The organism is Alcanivorax sp., from assembly GCF_040119285.1.
In the GTDB taxonomy this organism is placed as follows: Bacteria; Pseudomonadota; Gammaproteobacteria; order Pseudomonadales; family Alcanivoracaceae; genus Alcanivorax.
In genome coordinates this window covers 143,868-161,698 of record NZ_JBEDTY010000034.1, presented here as the reverse complement: position 1 = coordinate 161,698, position 17,831 = coordinate 143,868, and the positions used below count along the sequence as shown (strand labels likewise).

Below are 17,831 nucleotides of genomic sequence, written 5' to 3'. Positions count from 1 at the left end.
TGCAAGAGTGTGAGGCCGCATTGTACACCTGACGAGCGGGCTCGCGCATAGGCAAGGCACTTCATTGGGAGCGAGAGCGTAGAAAGTTCAAAGTGCAAAACGCGAGATGATGACGCAGCGCGTTAATGCCTTTCTCGCACACCCGAGTTTGAGCACGAAGGTTACGTATGTAACGGATGGCACCAGGCTAAATCGCGCTTGACCTTTCAACTCACCTGATCGCGCAACCAACACGCCCAGCACCAGGCACTGACGTCACAGCCATGGCAGAGTACAATGGCCTTTTACCCTGTAGCGGACACTGGTGATGAACCTTCGCTTTACCAAAATGCATGGCTTGGGCAACGATTTCATGGTCATCGACGGCATTCGCCAGTCATTGCCGGAAACCGGCCTGCCTTTGCCTGCGGATGAAATACGCCGGCTGGGCGACCGCAAGTTTGGCGTGGGTTTTGACCAGATGCTAATCGTGCAGCCCGCCCAGGGCGATGCGGACTTCCGCTACCGGATCCTGAATGCCGATGGCTCCGAAGTGAGCCAATGCGGTAATGGTGCCCGCTGCTTCGCCCGTTTTGTGCGCGAACAGGGACTCACCGACAAAAAATCTATTCGCGTGGAAACCGCTGCAGGGCAAATGACCCTGTCTGTGACCGACGATGATCAGATCACCGTAGACATGGGCGCCCCTCGCTGGGCGCCAGACGCCATCCCCATGACCGCCAAAGCCGAAGCAGACAACTATTTTCTGGTGTCCGGCACCCAGGCCTGGGACGTAGGCGCCGTCGGCCTGGGCAACCCACACTGCACCCTGCTGGTGGAAAATGTGGATACTGCCCCGGTGGATACCGTCGGCCCGCTACTGGAAAGCCACGAACAATTTCCGGAACGGGCGAACGTGGGCTTTATGCAGATCGTCAGCCGCAACGAAATCCGCCTGCGCGTCTATGAACGTGGCGCGGGAGAAACCCTTGCCTGCGGCTCAGGGGCTTGTGCCGCCGTAGTAATCGGCCAGAGACGAGGCCTGCTTGATGCCGCTGTTACCGTGCACCTGCCCGGCGGGGCTCTGCACGTCTGCTACGATGGGCAAGGCGGCATCCAGATGACAGGCCCCGCCAGCCATGTCTATGATGGCGCTATTGAGATCGCTCTTTAGCAAACGATTGAAAGCTCGGTGATGTCAGTGCCCACTGACCGGAACGAAAAACAAAGGACAGGATTGATGACGGATCAAACTCCAGCCAGCCCCGACCAGGTTGCCGCCTATCTGCGTGACCATGCCGATTTCTTTCAGCATCGCCCGGAGCTACTGGAATTGTTACGCCTCCCGGACCCCAAAGGCGAGGCGGTTTCCCTGCTGGAACGTCAGGCCTCCATTCTACGTGAGCGCAACACCGAGCTGCGCGACCGCCTCAATGGCCTGCTGGATGTGGCCCGGGAAAACGATCATCTGTTCGACAAGACCCGCCGCCTGACACTGGCCCTGCTGGAAGCCCGCGGCCCCGAGAAGCTGTTTCGCAATTTGCTCACCAGCCTGAGCAGCGACTTCCATTGTGACCAGGTAGCCCTAATGCTGTACGACCGGGAAGTACCCATTCTCGGCGACCTGCGCAACCAGATCCGCTGCGTGGACAGCGATGCCCTGCCCAGCGCCCTGAACCACCTGCTGCGCAGCGGCAAAGCCGTGTGCGGCGCCATGCGCACAGAAGAAATGGACGCCCTGTTCCAAGATAACGCCACCGATATCCGCTCCGCCGCCATGGTGCCACTGGAATACCAGGGCCGCTTGGGCCTGCTGGCCATTGGCAGTAAAAGTGCCATGCACTTCCGCAGTTCCTTGGGCACCTTATTTATTAGCCATATCGGCCAGGTACTCAGCCGCAGGCTCCATGAAGTGGTACGTCAATACCCCCACCAAGCGGCCAAAAAAACCAGCGACATTAGCTAATAAAGGACCGGTAGCCGTGGACAGAGATAGCCATAACACAGTGCAAACGGTTAACGCCTTCCTAACCCACTTGGCCAGCGAGCGTCGTCTCTCACCGCACACCGTGAAAAGCTATCAACGGGACCTGAGCGAAGCCCGAACATTACTCGGCAGCCAACCCTGGGATACCCTGACCGTCCACGACATGCGCAGCCTCGCCGCCTCGCTGCACCGCCAAGGTAAAAGCAGCAAAACCATCCAGCGCATGCTTTCCACCCTGCGTACGTTTTTCCGTTACCTGATGCGTGAAGGGCTTGCCCGCGACAACCCGGCCATGGACATTCGCGCCCCGAAAAGCGGTAAACGCCTGCCCAAAGCACTGGATGTAGATCAAGTCAGCCATTTGCTGGATGTGGGCGCCAGCAACAGTGAACCCCTGGCCCTGCGCGATCAGGCCATAATGGAACTGCTCTATGCCTGCGGCCTGCGTTTGGCCGAATTGCTTAGCCTAAACCTGGACAGCATTGATCTGCATGAAAGCCAACTGCTGGTCACCGGTAAAGGTAACAAGACCCGGCAACTGCCAGTGGGGAAACCCGCCCTCACCGCCGTGCGCCGCTGGCTGAAAGTGCGTCCCATGCTGATCAAAAGCAGCGACCAGAACGCTCTTTTTATCAGCAAAAACGGCCGGCGGCTGTCTCCTTCCAGCGTGCAGCAGAGACTTAAACGCCATGCTCTGGAGAGGGGGCTCGATGACCATCTACATCCGCACAAATTACGCCACTCCTTCGCCACGCACCTGCTGGAATCCTCCGGCGACTTGCGGGCAGTGCAGGAACTGCTCGGCCACGCAGACTTGGCCACCACCCAGGTTTACACTCACCTGGATTTCCAACACTTGGCTCAGGTCTACGACGGAGCGCACCCAAGAGCCCAGCGCCGCAAGGACGATGATAAATAAACCTTGGTATCTAACGCTGGGCACACAATGCTTGGCGCCAGTGAACCTGTATGCTGCCATTAAGCGTTTTACGGTAAACTACCCACCATGAGCATGCTCAAGCTGATCACTTTTGATCTAGATAATACTTTGTGGCCCGTGGATGAAGTGATTCGTCACGCTGAAAAAACCTGCAGTGACTGGATCGCCGCCAACCACCCGGATGCCGCCGCTGCGCTGAGTGCCGAACGGGTACGTGCGGTGCGCACGGCGCTGCTTAAGGAAAAACCCGAGTATCTGGATAACCTAACCGCCCTGCGCCAGGACGCCATGAGTCGCGCCTTCACCGACCACGGTTTCCAGCAAAAACAAGCCCGCCGCATCGCCATGGATGCCTTCAAGGTATTCCATGAAGCGCGCAACCAAGTGAGCTTCTTTCCCGGTGCCCGGGAGGTATTAGAGCAGCTCGCCGACAGCTACACCCTAGGTGCACTCACCAACGGCAATGCCGACCTGAAGATGATTGGTATTGCCGACCTGTTCGCTTTTCATCATTCAGCAGAGACCATAGGCAAGCGCAAGCCGGCGCCGGACATGTTCGCCGCCGCCCTGAGTTCCGCCGGGGTCCACGCACACCAAGCCGTACATGTTGGCGACCACCCCTTGGAAGATGTGCACGCGGCCCGTGAGCACGGCATGCATTCGGTCTGGGCCAACCTAATCAACCTGCCCTGGCCGGTTGAACTGGACCGGCCCCGCCACCATATTCATAACCTGCATGAGCTGCCGGATCTGGTGCCGCTCTTTGATGACTGACTGCGGAAACCCCAATGCCCCAACGCCAACAACTCGTTGCCCTGCTTGATGACCTGCAAGTAGAACTGGATCAGCAAGGCCTGTGGGCCGCACAGCCACCGGCACCGTCGGCCTTCAACAGCAGCACACCGTTTTTTGCCGACACCATGAATTTCAGCGAATGGCTGCAATGGGTTTTTGTGCCGCGCTTCCGAGCGATTCTAGAAGGAGACCACCCCTTACCTGGGCAATGCGACATCGCCCCCATGGCAGAGGAGGCCCTGAAAGGCCTGGAGCAGGACGTAACGGAGGTCATCAGCCTGCTCAAACGCTTCGACGACCATTTCTGAAAACGTCACAGGCAGCCCCTATCGTAGAACCGCCCAGCCGGGCTCCTCCCCTGCAACGCTTCAACCTATTATACCTTCAATGATAGTAGCCGCTTTCAGAATGCGAACTGAGTGCTGCGATGCGACTGAAGAGAAATTCATTCGCTCCGCTCGCCATTCAGCCGCCCGGAACCGCGTCGTTACCCCGCTTCGCTACGTGCCTACAGGGGCTTCGTAGAAAGCGCTAACACCAGGGAGATTTAGCGCCTTTCCCAATCCAGTCGAGCGTGGCGTTAACGAATAACGCTGTCTTTCAATAACGCTCGCCAGCCGCTTTCATTACTATCGCCGGCGGATAAGGTCCACAACCATTCGCCGCGGGAATCCAGCGCTTCCAGAGCAGTCACTACCTGCCCATCCCCAGGTCTACGCAGCCGCCATAGGCTGTCCATTTTCGCCATATCCAGCGACACCAGCGCGCCGTTGTGGGCTAAATGACAATGGCTACCTTGCCAAAGCGGCGACGACCAAGGGGCAGTCATGCACAAACGCACGCCCTGATTACCCACACAAAGAGTGGTTGTCGTATCCCTGCTAGCCGCTTCTGCCAACACCGCCGGCAATGTTTCGGGGCGTACCTGGCAAGCAAAGCTGTCACGCACCGATCGGTATAGCACTTCGCGCTGCTGCTGGCACCGCTGCAACAATCCGGCGAAATCGTCGTCGTCAGCACTGCGTGCCCAGTCACTTTCCAGCTGGCTCAACGACCCCAGATCGCGGTTAGCAGTGCGCGGCAACAATGTCGGCAGACTCAACGTCTGCTGGTCGGGATGAAGCATGGCGCACACCAACTCTTCAAAAGCCAGCCCACCGCTGGCCGGCGCCACCGCTATCTGCTGTAACGGCTGACCGTTACGATCAAAGAACACCAAACTGCGAGCTGGGAGTGCACCGGTAGGTTCCAGCACCGCCAGCACCGAATGCCACTGGCCAACCTGCAAGCTCTGCCGTAAACGACAGCGCTCACCCACGGATTCCAGCCACCATTCACCGGCAACGTCGGATTGCCCATCCTTGAGTGCAGGATAGTGCATGTTCTGGGAAATCCTTGAACCGCTGGAAAAGGTGGTGACTACCAATGAGCCCAGCCGGTACAACGCCTTTAGTATGGCCAGAGGTTCATCCTGTAACCGCAATACTCGATCACCGAGGGCCGCACCGCACTGGCGTAGTAGTGGCGATGTCGCTGGAGCCGAGGGCCACGTCATAACAGACATACTGCCTCCAAAAAATAGCGCAGCAAACAACACGCTTTACGCCATGACGCGCCGACAGGATTCAGACGATTGATTGCCTTTTGGCCGCACCGAACGGTTAGGATCGACTGCAGCCATGACACTCACACAGATCCTGTGTGCGTTGTAGTAGCGGCATGTTGCCGTGCGAAGAGCCTTAAATTAGGTGTGGAACGCTGGCTGCGGCTGGCTGATCCACGTCAGGGAGAACGATAAATAAACGCAACAACACAAAGAAAACGTTTCTCGTGTCTAGGCCCAGATCACGCGATGAAAGGGATTATCACGGGCGCAAGGCGTTAAACCCGACAACGCAACCGTCGCATTATTGACGCGTTAGTGATGTCACGAGCCACATCACTTTGTCAGAATCAGTTTGTTGTTAGACGTACGACGCAACTGGTAACGCTCACCGGCATGTTCAATCCACAATTTGCCCTGGTGGTTGAGCAGCAGGCTGCTTGCCACAGCACTTTCAGCATTAATGGCGACCTGTCGCGTAGTGGTAGTAACATTCTTTTTTAGCTGAGACATACTGACCTCCGTTTCGTATATGAGAATCATTATCATTATTGATTGGATGTTCGTCAACGCCTTATTCTCATTTTCTAACCACGCGCTCATTCCAATGGCCAACCTTGGCACTGCGCCGCCCCCCACGCCCTATTTCCCCCTTTAAAACCACAATCCAAAAGACCGCCGGTGCATTCATTGCTGCATTACATCAAAAACCACAAATCGCTACCCAACCCCCTATCGAAAGCCAACGACAATGGCGTTAGACTGAAATTATGAATATTGCGACGACACACTCCATGACCGAATCTCCGCAGGAACGTTTGGCCGCTATTCTCGATAGCCACCAACCCTCCTCCATTTTGACTGTCAGCCTCAACCCCATTCCTGTCGTTGCCCAATGGTGTGCAGATCACGACTGCACTCTGGTGGAAATTCAGGAACAGAACCCCTTCCCTGCATTGGATGACATTGACCGGGTGGATATCGCCATTGTTGCGGACCAGCTGGAATACATGACACACCATGACGGCGAAGCACTAATGGGCTTGTTGCGTAACCTGCATACCGATTCCATGGTGGCGGTATACCAGCCCACCTTGGCCCCACAAAAACTACGCTGGCCAACCAACGGCTTTCTGGCACTAGGCTGCCGGGAACAGGGGCACTTCGCTGAAGACGGTCGCGAACTGAATATCTATAGCTACGACCTGGACAACTACAATTTCGAGCGCAAGTGGAACAATCCCCGTTTCTGGGCCAACCCGGAAAATTGGGGAAAATACTGGTGGTAACCTTTGTGCCGCGCTGCATTGTGGAAATGGGCGCGGCGCTGTCGTATGGTTGCGCCGTCGACTGAATTGATGGCTCACCATGATTGGACACCGTTTTCGCGAAATTCTTATTTTCTGGTGGCGGCACCTTGGCCCGCTGTTTCTGGTCACCGCACCCTTCGCCCTGATTACTGAAGCCACACAGTGGATCTTCGGCCCCTCGTTCGTATTGCCAGACACCGAAGAAGCCGCCCTGCAATTCAGCGGCATCAGCTTGGCGATCATTTTGTTGGTGAGGCCTTTGGCGGAAGGGGCGCTTTATGTGCAGCTCTCTGCTACCAGCAACAGCAAACCCCGTGGGCTGCTAGCCTGTATCGCACCCGCACTGCTGGTTTACCCGCCCCTGCTGCTCACCTACGCACTGCTGGCCATTGGCGTATCGCTGGGCTGGATGGCGCTATTTTTTCCAGCGGTGTGGGTATATACCCGCCTGTGCTATGCGCCCCTACTCGTGATCTTGAAGCAACAAAGCCCGATCGAAGCATTGCGCCAGTCATTCCAAATGACACAGCCCCAGCAATGGCCGTTGCTGTTAACTCTGGTTCTAGTGTTCTTGACCTATCTGGTAATGAGTAGCGTGGTCGCCAGCGCCATTCTGGGTGTTGTTAGCCATACCACCGCCGCGTCACTACTGGCTGCACTGCCCATTTCGCTGATGAGTGCACTGGTCAATATTGCCGTGTTCCGTTATTGGTCATTGAGCCAACAAAGCGGCCCGGGCCAGGCTGACTAACCGCACTCGCGGCGGCCGGCTTCGCCAGAGATAAAGACATCCGCCCCGGGTCATCATGGCAAGCGCTCATTTTGGTGGCATACTGGTTCTAGCAGGTGTGCAAAAACCCTGCTAACGAGGCACTAACCGGGGATATTCCGTGCAACAACACACCATGCATCTCAGCTGGACCGCCCACGGCAACCAAGAGCATTACCTCTGGCACCTTGCAGACGGCAATGAGGTGCGCGTGGTCGATGGCCACCATGGTCATCAGGAATTCATGGAACCGGAAGAAGCTTTTCTCGCCGCATTGGCCAGCTGTCACCTGCTATCGTTTCTCACCGAAGCTGCCCGTGAAGGGCTGGCGGTGACAAGCTATGATGACGATCCACAGGGCATACTGGGGCAGAACGATCAGACAAAAATTTATATGCAGACCATGGTACTGCAGCCGCTGGTCACGTTTAGTGGCGAACAACCCAGCATCGCTACGATTCAGGCTTTACACCAGCGCGCCCATGAAAAGTGTTTTATTGCCCAATCGGTGAGAAGCGAAGTGCGGATAGAACCGCGAAAATAGGATCAAGCGGCAACGCGGGCTGGCCCAAACGCCACACGATCATCGATGTCTCCGCAGAGACATGCGCTGAAAATGGAAAAGTTGGACGCGTTTAAACTTTCAACTCATTTGCGTTCGTATACCACAAAGGAATAATCGTAGGGGTTGGGCCCTTCAGCGGGAAAATCTTCGCGGGCCATTTCTTTCCATTCACCCTTGTCGTATTCCGGAAAAAAAGTATCCCCATCGACCTCAGCGTGTACCTCAGTGAGGTAGAGCCGCTGGGTCTGCGCCAGCGCCAGCGCGTAGATTTCCGCACCGCCCATGATCACCGCCTCTTCCTGGCCTTCAATGAAGGCCACGTTCTCTGCCATGGTAATGGCGTCATCCACCGTGGCCACCACCTTGGCGCCCTCAGCTTGATACGCTGGCTGGCGGGTAATCACGATATTTGTGCGCCCCGGCAGAGGGCCTTTCAGTGATTCCCAAGTCTTGCGGCCCATGATCACCGGCTTGCCGAAGGTCACCTGCTTGAAGTACTTCAAGTCGTTGGGCAAATACCAGGGCAGCTTGTTATTCCGCCCGATCACATTATTACTGGCCTTGGCGACCATCATGGAAAGTCGAATGGACATGAACATACCTACGCTTGATACCAACCCCCTGACGCCGGACAAAGACGCTGTTGCATCGAGTATCAGACTTCAGGGATGAGTCGTTAGATTGCCACCGGCGCCTTGATGTGCGCGTCGGGGTCGTAGTTGCTGACGGTGAAATCGTCAAAGGTGAAGGCAAACAGATCCTTTACCGCCGGGTTCAACGTCATTGTCGGCAGCGGGCCAGGCGTACGCGCCAGTTGAGTATCCGCCTGCTCCAGATGGTTGGAGTAGAGATGCGCATCGCCCAAGGTATGCACAAAATCACCTGGCAGCAGATCACACACCTGCGCCATCATCAGCGTCAGCAAGGCATAGGACGCAATATTGAAGGGCACGCCAAGAAAAATATCGCCACTGCGCTGATATAGCTGGCAACTAAGTTTGCCGTCCGCCACATAGAACTGGAACAAGCAGTGGCAGGGTGGCAACGCTTGCTTGCCTGCTGCTGCGTTGGCATCCGGTGAAATGGACGGATCCGGTAGCACCGCGGGGTTCCAGGCGCTGACCACCAGGCGCCGGGAATCCGGATTGCGCTTGATCTCTTCCAGCACCTCGGTGATCTGGTCAATCACTTCGCCATCCGCCGTTTTCCAGCTGCGCCACTGTTCACCATAGACAGGCCCCAGCTCACCCTCCGGTGTCGCCCAGCCATCCCAGATGGACACGCCGTTTTCCTTTAGATAACGGATATTGGTGTCACCAGACAGGAACCACAGTAACTCGTGAATAATCGAGCGCAGATGCAATTTCTTGGTGGTGAGCATAGGGAAGCCCTGGCTCAGGTCATAGCGCATCTGGTAACCAAACACCGCATAGGTGCCGGTGCCGGTGCGGTCTTCCTTATAGGTTCCGTGCTCGCGAACGTGGCGAAGCAAATCAAGGTATTGCTTCATGTCTTCACTCCTCGCTCATCGTTTCGATATGCCCACACCAACATAGCGATACCGAGAACAATCATCGGAATGCTCAACAGCATGCCCATGGTCAACCAGCCGCCGGTGAGATAACCAATATGGGCATCCGGCTCGCGGAAGAACTCCACAAAGGTCCGCGCGCTGCCATAACCGATACCGAACAAGGCCGTCACCGCGCCCGCCGGACGCGGCTTGGCCGAGTACACCCATAACACCAGAAACAGCAGCACACCTTCCAACACCATCTCGTAAAGCTGGGAGGGATGACGCGCAATCTGCAACGGGTCGGTGGGAAACACCATGGCCCAGGGCTCATCACTGGCACGGCCCCACAACTCCGCATTCATGAAATTACCAAAGCGCCCGGTCGCCAAGCCAATCGGCACCATAGGCACCATGAAATCTGCTACCTGCAAGTAGCGCTTGCCTGTTTTACGGGCAAACAGCCAGAAAGCCACTAACACGCCGATCGCGCCACCGTGGAAACTCATGCCCCCGGTCCACACCTGGAACAGCCACAGTGGATCCTGCAGGAATTTATCAACGTTGTAGAAGAACACGTAACCTAAACGGCCACCAATGATCACACCCAGGGCCCCATAAAACACCAAATCGCCCACCTGGTCTTTGGTCCAGCCAGAGCCAGGCTGTTTGGCCCGGTACACACCCAACAGCCAGGCAGCAGCAAAGCCAAACATGTACATCAGGCCATACCAGTGCACTTTCAGGGGGCCAATGGCGAACGCCACCGGATCGATATGCGGGAATTCCATAGGTTGTTATCCAAAAGCCAGTTTGAGGCCAAGCACAAAAAGCACCAGAGCGAAAACCTTCTTCAAGGTGGCGGACGGCAGCCGATGGCTGAGCCGCGCACTCAGGCGCGCAAACGGGAAACTGGTGAGCACTATACCGACTGAGGCGGGCAAAAACACATAGCCTAAGGCCCCCTCTGGCAGATGCTGCTCATTCCAGCCGGCCACCGCAAACCCCAGCGTGCCCGCAACGGCAATGGGCAGGCCGCAGGCGGAAGAAATTGCTACCGCTTCCTGCATCTTCAACCGGCACCAACTCAAGAACGGCACCGTCAACGAACCGCCACCGATACCAAAAATCGACGACCCTGTGCCGATGAACAGTCCCGCCAGTGCCAACCCTGGAGTACCAGGCACCCGTTGCGGCAAACTTTCATTCAGCGCCTTGCGCCCCACCAGCAACATCTGCACAGCAATCAACATGGCAAACAGGCCAAACAAACGGGTCAACAGCTCCCCTTTCATCGCATCGGCGATGAACGCCCCGGCAAAGGCGCCTAATACAATACCCACTCCCAAGCGCACGGCTACTGGCCAGCGCACAAACCCGGCCTTGTGATGGGCGCGTACCGCACTGATGGAGGTAATGATGATGGTACTGAGGGATGTGGCCACCGCCATCTTGGCAACCAACTCATCAGGAAAACCCAGGCCGCGGAACAGAAAAATCAGCGCGGGCACGATAACCACACCACCGCCCAAGCCTAGCGCTCCAGCCAACAGGCCAGCCCCCACACCCACGCCCAAACAAATCAAAAACAGTTCCAGCACAGCCACTCCAACACAACTCGGGGTAAGGCGAGTATGCTAGCACGGCTAAACGCTTTGCGTAGGGGGCTCAATGACGGACACTGAAAGCTTCCTGGGCCTCAGCGCTGGAGCGATTTTGTAGCGGCGTGGATAACGGCAGATGAGTGAGACAAAGAAAGGAAAAATCAATGTGCATTGTACTGCTTGACTGGCAACCAGGCTCTGCCACGCCCCTTAGAGTGGCGGCGAATCGGGATGAGTTTCACGCGCGACCCGCAGAACCTGCCCGCTGGCGTGACGGTATTTTTTGTGGTCTAGACCTCACTGCCGGGGGCACGTGGCTGGGCATTCACCGTAACGGCCGCTTTGCGGGGGTCACCAACTATCGCGAACCCATCACCGACCGCCAACCCGGCGAACGGTCTCGCGGGCTATTACCCTTTGCTTTTCTAAAAGGGGAACAGACACCAGAACAGTTCAGCCATCACCTCGCCAAGGAACAGCATCACTACGGTGCCTTCAATCTTCTGGTGGGCACAGTCAACGCGGACCCTGAACAGGATAGCCTCTGGTATTTAGGCAACCGGGGCGCAACGCCAAGGGCGGTCCGCCCCGGCATCCATGGTCTCAGCAACGGCCTGCTGGACGACCCCTGGCCCAAAGTAGAGCGGGCCAAACAGAACCTGGCCGCCGCCGTTACTGCCGGTGGGGATCTACAACAGCTCCTGCAGGTGGTTAACGACCGTTATCAACCCAATGACAGCGAGCTGCCAGACACCGGTGTCGGCATCGACTTTGAAAGGCTGATCGCCCCCATTTTTATCCAGTCAGAAACCTACGGCACCCGCGCCAGCAGCGCCGTGAGCCTGGACCGAAAACAAGGACCGCAAATGCTAGAACAAGTGTGGCAACCGGACGGCAATGTCGCCGGTAATCCGAGTCAGAGCTTTACCCGCGTATAACACGCTATTTGACACGCTCCCGGCATGGTCAATCTTTAAGGCTGGTCGCAGCAATCTATATTCTTCTGGCCATAGAGGGCTCGATTTTGAAGGTACCTCCTCAAGCGAGACCGAGATTGCTTATGCTCGAAACAATCAACAACGCGTGCGAATCAGCCTGACAGGGAGCGTCTGAACAACCGGTGCAACAATAGCGCTGACAACAACGAAAACGCCGCCACCAGGATCAACAAGAAGGCGTATTTCTTGCCTCTCTGCCGGTTAAGTGTATTCATCAAAACGACGATACGCTCTGTGCTCCCGTCAGGACAAAACCTTGCGGTTTCGCAGCAGGTCGCCCAAGCCAGCCTTATCCAGCTGAAGCCCCACGTAAGAAGCAATCACTTCACCGTTATCCATTGCCAGCACCTCATTGAGCAGGCGGCGGACGAAACTGATATTCACTTGCCGGATGGCCGCTTTCACCTTCAACAGGTTAGAGGCATTCATGGACAGTACATCCACCCCCATGGCCATTAACAGCAGGGCTGCACTAGGCTCCCCTGCCATCTCACCACAGACCGACACGGGAGTGTGTTCTTCCCGAGCCTGTTCTACCACATGCATCAACGCATGCAGGACCGCCGGGTGATAGGAGTTATAGAGTGATGCCACCTGCCGGTTGTTGCGGTCCACCGCCAACAGGTATTGGGTTAGGTCATTGGTGCCAACAGATAAAAAATCCACCCGTTGGGCCAGCGCCCGAGCCTGGTACACTGAGGCAGGCACTTCGATCATCACCCCCACTGGCGGCATGGGGACATCCAGCCCCTCGTCGCGAACCTCCAGCCAAGCACGGTGAATGAGGTGCTGCGCTTCTTCCGCCTCAATCACGCTGGTGATCATCGGTAACATAATGCGCAGGTTGTTCAGACCTTCACTGGCCTTGATCATGGCGCGCACCTGCACCATGAAAATTTCCGGGTGATCCAGGGTGACACGGATTCCGCGCCAGCCTAAGAACGGGTTTTCATCTTCTATAGGGAAATAACTCAGTGACTTATCGCCCCCGATATCCAGGGTGCGCATGGTCACCGAATGCGGAGCAAATGCGGCCAGCTGTTCGCGATAAATCACCCGTTGCTCTTCTTCGGACGGAAACCGGTCACGGACCATAAACGGAATTTCCGTCCGGTACAGGCCCACCCCTTCCGCGCCACGTTCCAATGACCGGTTAATATCCGTCATCAAACCTGTATTCACTTGCAACTTGATGCGCGTACCGTCCAAGGTTTGCGCTGGTTCGTCGCGCAGCTTCTCCAGGCCAGCCTGGAGACTCTCTTCCTCGGCGATAATTTCCTGGAACTGCTGCTTGAGCTCCGGCGAGGCATTGGCCACCACCCGCCCACGGAAACCATCAACAATGATTTCCTTGTCATCCATTTGCTTCAGCGGCAAATTCTGCGCGCCCACCACAGTGGGGATGCCCATGGCTCGTGCCACAATGGCCATATGCGAATTGCGCGAGCCTCGGGTAGTGACAATGCCACGCACCCGTTCACGGGGTACTTCCATTAGCATGGGGGCGGAGATGTCTTCGCCAAGCAGAATGCACTCATCCGGAAAAATCACATGGCGGCGCGTCTGGCTCTGCAGCTGAGCCAGCACCCGACGCCCCAAATCACGCACATCCGCGGCCCGCTCACGCAGGTACGGATCGTCCATCATTTCGAAATTACGCACGTGGGCATCGACCACTGTACGTAAGGCACCTTGGGCCCACTGCCCTTCACGAATGGCAGCAATAACTTCCGCTGGCAGAGCATGACGGTCCAGCATTCGCAGGTACACATCAAACAGCGCCTGCTCTTCGGTCCCCAGAGATCGGGACGCCCGCTCGGCTAAATCACGGATTTCCTGACGCACCCGCACCAGGGCATCGTCCAGACGGGAGATTTCTTCGCTCACATCCTCAACTGCTCGGTCCGGCACTGACGCCAAATCCGCCTCAGGGAACAGCAGTACACCGTAACCGATAGCCGCGCCGGGGCAACCGGGCAGCCCCTCGTAAAAACTGGGGAGATCTGCGCTGCCACCCAATTGGTCGAACAGCACACCCGAGGCGTGGGCATGGGCAATCACCGCCGACAACTGCGCGGAGATGGTCACCAAAAAAGCTTCTTCACTCTGGTCAAAACGACGCACATCGCGCTGCTGGACCACCATGATCCCCAGCACCTTGCCCTGGTGCATCACCGGCACGCCCAAGAAAGCATGGAACACATCTTCCCCGGTTTCCGCCAGATAATGGAATTTAGGATGGGTAAAGGCGTCTTCCAGGTTGATTGGCTCTTCACGTAACCCAACCTGCCCCACCAGGCCCTCCGATAAGCCCAAGCTCACCTTGCCCACCGCCTCGCGCTTCAACCCTTCCGAGGCCATCAGCACATAGCGCTGCTCTGCCTCATCACGCAGGTAGATTGAGCACACTTCTGTGCCCATGGCATCGCGTACCCGCTTGGCCATCAAATCCAGCGCGCTGGGAATATCCGCCGCGTTGTTCACTTCCTGAACAATGCGTCGAAGGGTATCAAGCATCGGACGAGTCTCCAGGCACAGCCTGATTGCTATTAAGGGAACGCTTTCCTTTCTTCATGGCCGGCGCCAGTTCCCGCAATGCGCGGGCGTACACCCCGCGTTTGAAGTGCACCACCTTGCGGATCGGGTACCAGTAGCTCACCCACCGCCAGTCTTTGAACTCCGGGCTATCGCTGGCAAACAGGTCAATGGCCTCCTCTTTCGCGGTCAGCTGCAGCAAAAACCATTTCTGCCGTTGCCCAATGCAGTGGGGGCGATTGCGGGCCCGGCGCAGAAAGCGGCGCGGCAACCGGTAAGTCAGCCAGCCTTCGGTGCTGGCGACGACATCCACATGCTCGGGGAGCAGGCCCACTTCCTCTTCCAGTTCGCGAAACAGCGTTTCTTCCGGGGTTTCCCCCGGCATCATGCCGCCTTGAGGAAATTGCCAGGCATCGCGGTTTCCGACCCGTCGACCCCAGAACACGCGGCCATCCTGGCCGGCGATAATGATCCCGACATTTAAGCGGAATCCCTTGTCATCAATAATGCCTGTCATGTTGTCTCTTCAAGCCCACGCGCAATCGTGGACTCTGGCTCCTTGTCAGTCCATTAAACCTTGCCGGGCAACCTGCGATCAATGCACAACCGTGCAACAAACACACCAAAACAAACCTGGAGCGCGATGAATCCACCGGTATGACTTGCCTCCGGCTTCGCATAAAATGGCTGCTTCACGTAAGGAGAGGCCATGACACTCGCGATTTTCGACCTGGACAACACTCTGATCGGCTGCGATTCCGACCACCTGTGGGGAGACTGGCTGGTAGAGAAAGGCATCGTTGACCAGCAGCTCTACAAGCACACTAACGACCAGTTCTACATTGACTACCAGCATGGCCGCCTGGACATCATGGCCTATCTGCGCTTTTCCCTGAAAGTGCTGGCCGATAATGATATGGCCCAACTGCATTTCTGGCGTGAACAGTTTCTGGCCGAAAAGCTGGACAGCATGTGGTTGCCCAAGGCCGAAACCCTGCTGCAGAAACACCGCGATCAGGGCCACACTCTGATGATCATTACCGCCACCAATGACTTCGTCACCGCCCCGCTGGCAGACCGTCTTGGCGTAGATCACCTGATTGCCACGGTGGCAGAGTGCCGCCGGGAGCGCTATACCGGGGAAGTGGCTGGCACCCCCAGTTACCGCGAAGGCAAGGTAGAGCGACTGGGCGAATGGCTGAAAGCCAACGATGAAACGCTGGAAAACAGCTGGTTCTACAGCGACTCTCACAACGACCTGCCACTGCTGCGCAAGGTCGATAATCCGGTGGCCGTGGACCCGGACAGCACTCTGGACCGCGAAGCCCGGGAACAAGGTTGGCCCATAATCAGCCTGCGTTAATCTGGATTGCTTATGCGTTTTTTCTTGATGACATTACTGGCTGGCCTGTTACTGGCCTGCGACAGCAGCACCGATAACCGTACTGACGTATCCCCCAAGCCAACCAGCATCGCCACCCTGACAGAAATTTCTGCCGCGCAGTGGCAGCAGCAGGCAGACGAACGCTTCAGTGCCGACGCCGACGCATGGCGACAGGCGCTGACCCGGTTTGAACAAACCCCGGACGCACAACATCTGACCGCCCTGCGCGAAGCCCTGTCACAGTGGTATCAGCGCTTTGCCAGCGACTATCTGCTGCTGGCCAGCCGCGCCTGCCAACAAGAGGGCAGCGTCAACCGCCAGGCCATTCTCTCCCGGCTCGACAGCTGGCCCCTGTACCCGGGCTACTTGGATGCCCTGCCAGAGTGGCCAGAATCCGGCCTGATCAGCGACCCGTACCTGGAACTAACCCGCCAGAACCTGCGCCGCCAACACGGTGCCACCGATCCGGGAGAAGCCAGCCTCGGCTTTGCCGCTCTGGCCGTGACCCTTAACGGCACCACCGACACGCCCAAAGCGCTGTCTGCATTCACCGGTGAAGAAGGCCCTGCGGCCCGCCGCCGGCAGTACCTGAAACTCGCCGGCGAGCAGCTAGTGGCCGATCACCAGCTGCTGTCACTGAACCGACCGCTGAATGGGCTGGCCCTGCAATGCGGCCTGATGGGAGCCCTGGCTCACTGGCAACAACTGAGTGATTCGGCCAATGAGCAGGAACAAGGGCTGCTGATTCCAGAACTCAGCACCTCCGTCAATGAAAGCGCCCTGCTCGACGGCGTACAGACCATGGACCCGGATGTCATCGCCCGCTGGGACCAGATCAACCCCGGCATTGCCGGCTCGATCAAACAAAGCGAGGAGGAAGGCTGGGCCCCGATTAAAGCCTGGCTCACCACAGTGAGCATCACCCGCCAAATCCCCGACCGGTGAAGGTAGAAAGTAGGTCGAATTAGCCTGAAAGGCGTAATCCGACATCCAACGCCAATACAACCGATGCGATAGACGATAGACACAAAAAAGCCCCGCCGGATTCTCACCCGGCGGGGCTTTTTCCTTCCAGACAATCTGCCTAGAAGTTATAGCGACCGAAGACGCCGTAGGTATCACGATCGCCACCAACAATGACGCGCGCACCCAGATCCACCGCTTGGCTCGCCTTGAACAGGCCTTGGCCGTAAACGCCCAAGTCATCATCATAGAGATCATGGTAGGCCAGACCACCGGACAGCTCCAACTTCTCGGTAGTCGCATGACGCACACCACCGCGCAGCTCGAAACCCACTTCATCATCGGAGGGGCCCGGATCATAATCACGGTCATCGTAAATAATATCGGCGCTACCGACGAAATCCAGACCACGCTGCAGCGGTGTATGGAAACCGACACCACCGGACAGACGGGTGCCGTCTAGATCGCCATTGTGACCGTAATCACCATCGAAGAAGCCTAAAGCGCCCCGCAGAAACAGATGCTCATCCAACGCAAAAGAACCTTCAGCGCTCAGCGCATCCACGTCCACATCGTTATCCAGATCCCAGCGGTCATAGGCCAATTGCCCGTAGCTATAGGAGAAACCGTTATCACGGACGGCGGTCGTTTGTTGCGCCGCCATGACCGGGGCAGAAACAGCCAGAGCAATAGCTGACACAAGCAATGTTTTTTTATACATAAATCGTCCTCACTGATATCGAAAAGTTCAGCATCCAAGATGGGGCACACTATGTGCTCTTATTGAGTGGCCTGCGTGGTTATGGTTCCCTCTTTATGACAGTTTTATAAAAATTTTCAATGTCACCAGCAATTTATAGCATGCGGTTGACCTTGGGGTTACCCA

20 protein-coding genes are annotated in these 17,831 nt (G+C 56.9%); 11 read left to right on the top strand and 9 right to left on the bottom strand.

The genetic code is table 11. From position 1 onward, the window contains the following. The first annotated feature begins 307 nt into the window (after window positions 1-307). The 5 genes from dapF (at window position 308) to ABNH10_RS13210 (ending at window position 4,009) form a co-directional block, all read left to right on the top strand. Window positions 308-1,153: a diaminopimelate epimerase gene (gene dapF, locus ABNH10_RS13230; protein WP_349386382.1), complete on the top strand. Its 846-nt coding sequence runs from the start codon at window positions 308-310 to the stop codon at window positions 1,151-1,153. 66 nt (window positions 1,154-1,219) lie between these two features. Then, entirely contained in the window at window positions 1,220-1,945 is a 726-nt protein-coding gene (locus ABNH10_RS13225) for a DUF484 family protein (protein WP_349386381.1), read from the top strand. 16 nt (window positions 1,946-1,961) lie between these two features. Next, window positions 1,962-2,885 (top strand): tyrosine recombinase XerC, encoded by a 924-nt coding sequence (xerC, locus tag ABNH10_RS13220; protein WP_349386380.1) that lies wholly within the window; start codon window positions 1,962-1,964, stop codon window positions 2,883-2,885. Window positions 2,886-2,972: 87 nt separating this feature from the next. Next, the gene (locus tag ABNH10_RS13215) at window positions 2,973-3,680 is read left to right on the top strand and encodes an HAD family hydrolase (protein WP_349386379.1); all 708 of its coding nucleotides are present in this window, start codon (window positions 2,973-2,975) and stop codon (window positions 3,678-3,680) included. 14 nt (window positions 3,681-3,694) lie between these two features. Next, entirely contained in the window at window positions 3,695-4,009 is a 315-nt protein-coding gene (locus tag ABNH10_RS13210; protein ID WP_011589610.1) for a YqcC family protein, read from the top strand. A gap of 272 nt (window positions 4,010-4,281) precedes the next feature. Here ABNH10_RS13210 and ABNH10_RS13205 read toward each other — a convergent pair whose 3' ends face one another. Next, window positions 4,282-5,265, bottom strand: coding sequence for a ChuX/HutX family heme-like substrate-binding protein (locus ABNH10_RS13205; RefSeq protein WP_349386378.1), 984 nt, complete (start codon window positions 5,263-5,265; stop codon window positions 4,282-4,284). Window positions 5,266-5,640: 375 nt separating this feature from the next. Next, window positions 5,641-5,817 carry a hemin uptake protein HemP gene (locus ABNH10_RS13200; RefSeq protein WP_035461766.1) on the bottom strand — a complete coding sequence of 59 codons (177 nt, stop codon included), beginning with the start codon at window positions 5,815-5,817 and terminating at the stop codon, window positions 5,641-5,643. A 281-nt stretch (window positions 5,818-6,098) separates the two neighbouring features. On the opposite strand from ABNH10_RS13200, the gene ABNH10_RS13195 reads away from it, so the two are divergent. The 3 genes from ABNH10_RS13195 (at window position 6,099) to ABNH10_RS13185 (ending at window position 7,927) form a co-directional block, all read left to right on the top strand. Further along, window positions 6,099-6,593: a DUF6231 family protein gene (locus ABNH10_RS13195; protein WP_349386377.1), complete on the top strand. Its 495-nt coding sequence runs from the start codon at window positions 6,099-6,101 to the stop codon at window positions 6,591-6,593. Between the two features lie 79 nt (window positions 6,594-6,672). Then, window positions 6,673-7,365 carry a hypothetical protein gene (locus ABNH10_RS13190; RefSeq protein WP_349386376.1) on the top strand — a complete coding sequence of 231 codons (693 nt, stop codon included), beginning with the start codon at window positions 6,673-6,675 and terminating at the stop codon, window positions 7,363-7,365. 139 nt (window positions 7,366-7,504) lie between these two features. Then, window positions 7,505-7,927 (top strand): OsmC family protein, encoded by a 423-nt coding sequence (locus ABNH10_RS13185; RefSeq protein WP_349386375.1) that lies wholly within the window; start codon window positions 7,505-7,507, stop codon window positions 7,925-7,927. Window positions 7,928-8,031: 104 nt separating this feature from the next. On the opposite strand, the gene ABNH10_RS13180 is transcribed toward ABNH10_RS13185, so the two are convergent. The 4 genes from ABNH10_RS13180 to ABNH10_RS13165 form a co-directional block, all read right to left on the bottom strand. Next, window positions 8,032-8,541: a dihydrofolate reductase gene (locus ABNH10_RS13180; protein WP_349386374.1), complete on the bottom strand. Its 510-nt coding sequence runs from the start codon at window positions 8,539-8,541 to the stop codon at window positions 8,032-8,034. 83 nt (window positions 8,542-8,624) lie between these two features. Beyond that, window positions 8,625-9,458, bottom strand: a complete 834-nt coding sequence (locus ABNH10_RS13175) for a thymidylate synthase (protein WP_349386373.1) — start codon at window positions 9,456-9,458, stop codon at window positions 8,625-8,627. Further along, complete coding sequence (gene lgt, locus ABNH10_RS13170) at window positions 9,455-10,252, bottom strand: prolipoprotein diacylglyceryl transferase (RefSeq protein ID WP_349386372.1); 798 nt, start codon at window positions 10,250-10,252, stop codon at window positions 9,455-9,457. The genes ABNH10_RS13175 and lgt overlap by 4 nt, the downstream gene beginning before the upstream one ends. Before the next feature lie 6 nt (window positions 10,253-10,258). Further along, window positions 10,259-11,062 (bottom strand): sulfite exporter TauE/SafE family protein, encoded by an 804-nt coding sequence (locus ABNH10_RS13165; protein WP_349386371.1) that lies wholly within the window; start codon window positions 11,060-11,062, stop codon window positions 10,259-10,261. Window positions 11,063-11,229: 167 nt separating this feature from the next. On the opposite strand from ABNH10_RS13165, the gene ABNH10_RS13160 reads away from it, so the two are divergent. Next, on the top strand, window positions 11,230-12,003 hold the full coding sequence (locus ABNH10_RS13160; RefSeq protein ID WP_349386370.1) for an NRDE family protein: 774 nt from the start codon (window positions 11,230-11,232) through the stop codon (window positions 12,001-12,003). Between the two features lie 303 nt (window positions 12,004-12,306). Here ABNH10_RS13160 and ptsP read toward each other — a convergent pair whose 3' ends face one another. Together ptsP and ABNH10_RS13150 are read right to left on the bottom strand one after the other, a co-directional pair. Beyond that, window positions 12,307-14,580 carry a phosphoenolpyruvate--protein phosphotransferase gene (gene ptsP / locus ABNH10_RS13155; protein ID WP_349386369.1) on the bottom strand — a complete coding sequence of 758 codons (2,274 nt, stop codon included), beginning with the start codon at window positions 14,578-14,580 and terminating at the stop codon, window positions 12,307-12,309. Continuing rightward, window positions 14,573-15,115 carry an RNA pyrophosphohydrolase gene (locus ABNH10_RS13150; protein WP_349386368.1) on the bottom strand — a complete coding sequence of 181 codons (543 nt, stop codon included), beginning with the start codon at window positions 15,113-15,115 and terminating at the stop codon, window positions 14,573-14,575. The genes ptsP and ABNH10_RS13150 overlap by 8 nt, the downstream gene beginning before the upstream one ends. 192 nt (window positions 15,116-15,307) lie before the next feature. On the opposite strand from ABNH10_RS13150, the gene ABNH10_RS13145 reads away from it, so the two are divergent. Continuing rightward, window positions 15,308-15,961 (top strand): histidinol-phosphatase, encoded by a 654-nt coding sequence (locus tag ABNH10_RS13145; protein ID WP_349386367.1) that lies wholly within the window; start codon window positions 15,308-15,310, stop codon window positions 15,959-15,961. Between the two features lie 12 nt (window positions 15,962-15,973). Next, window positions 15,974-16,927, top strand: a complete 954-nt coding sequence (locus ABNH10_RS13140) for an imelysin family protein (RefSeq protein WP_349386366.1) — start codon at window positions 15,974-15,976, stop codon at window positions 16,925-16,927. Between the two features lie 139 nt (window positions 16,928-17,066). On the opposite strand, the gene ABNH10_RS13135 is transcribed toward ABNH10_RS13140, so the two are convergent. Further along, window positions 17,067-17,666, bottom strand: a complete 600-nt coding sequence (locus ABNH10_RS13135) for an outer membrane beta-barrel protein (RefSeq protein ID WP_349386365.1) — start codon at window positions 17,664-17,666, stop codon at window positions 17,067-17,069. Window positions 17,667-17,831 lie beyond the last annotated feature (165 nt).

What these genes read in the sequence shown, in the direction of transcription:
- ABNH10_RS13225 (WP_349386381.1), top strand. Translation starts at nt 1,220, where the DNA reads ATGACGGATCAAACTCCAGCCAGCCCCGACCAGGTTGCCGCCTATCTG.
- lgt (WP_349386372.1), bottom strand. Translation starts at nt 10,252, where the DNA reads ATGGAATTCCCGCATATCGATCCGGTGGCGTTCGCCATTGGCCCCCTG.
- ABNH10_RS13205 (WP_349386378.1), bottom strand. Translation starts at nt 5,265, where the DNA reads ATGTCTGTTATGACGTGGCCCTCGGCTCCAGCGACATCGCCACTACTA.
- ABNH10_RS13190 (WP_349386376.1), top strand. Translation starts at nt 6,673, where the DNA reads ATGATTGGACACCGTTTTCGCGAAATTCTTATTTTCTGGTGGCGGCAC.
- ABNH10_RS13175 (WP_349386373.1), bottom strand. Translation starts at nt 9,458, where the DNA reads ATGAAGCAATACCTTGATTTGCTTCGCCACGTTCGCGAGCACGGAACC.
- ABNH10_RS13200 (WP_035461766.1), bottom strand. Translation starts at nt 5,817, where the DNA reads ATGTCTCAGCTAAAAAAGAATGTTACTACCACTACGCGACAGGTCGCC.
- dapF (WP_349386382.1), top strand. Translation starts at nt 308, where the DNA reads ATGAACCTTCGCTTTACCAAAATGCATGGCTTGGGCAACGATTTCATG.
- ABNH10_RS13210 (WP_011589610.1), top strand. Translation starts at nt 3,695, where the DNA reads ATGCCCCAACGCCAACAACTCGTTGCCCTGCTTGATGACCTGCAAGTA.
- ABNH10_RS13195 (WP_349386377.1), top strand. Translation starts at nt 6,099, where the DNA reads ATGACCGAATCTCCGCAGGAACGTTTGGCCGCTATTCTCGATAGCCAC.
- ABNH10_RS13140 (WP_349386366.1), top strand. Translation starts at nt 15,974, where the DNA reads ATGCGTTTTTTCTTGATGACATTACTGGCTGGCCTGTTACTGGCCTGC.
- ABNH10_RS13215 (WP_349386379.1), top strand. Translation starts at nt 2,973, where the DNA reads ATGAGCATGCTCAAGCTGATCACTTTTGATCTAGATAATACTTTGTGG.
- ABNH10_RS13160 (WP_349386370.1), top strand. Translation starts at nt 11,230, where the DNA reads ATGTGCATTGTACTGCTTGACTGGCAACCAGGCTCTGCCACGCCCCTT.
- ABNH10_RS13180 (WP_349386374.1), bottom strand. Translation starts at nt 8,541, where the DNA reads ATGTCCATTCGACTTTCCATGATGGTCGCCAAGGCCAGTAATAATGTG.
- ABNH10_RS13150 (WP_349386368.1), bottom strand. Translation starts at nt 15,115, where the DNA reads ATGACAGGCATTATTGATGACAAGGGATTCCGCTTAAATGTCGGGATC.
- ptsP (WP_349386369.1), bottom strand. Translation starts at nt 14,580, where the DNA reads ATGCTTGATACCCTTCGACGCATTGTTCAGGAAGTGAACAACGCGGCG.
- ABNH10_RS13145 (WP_349386367.1), top strand. Translation starts at nt 15,308, where the DNA reads ATGACACTCGCGATTTTCGACCTGGACAACACTCTGATCGGCTGCGAT.
- ABNH10_RS13135 (WP_349386365.1), bottom strand. Translation starts at nt 17,666, where the DNA reads ATGTATAAAAAAACATTGCTTGTGTCAGCTATTGCTCTGGCTGTTTCT.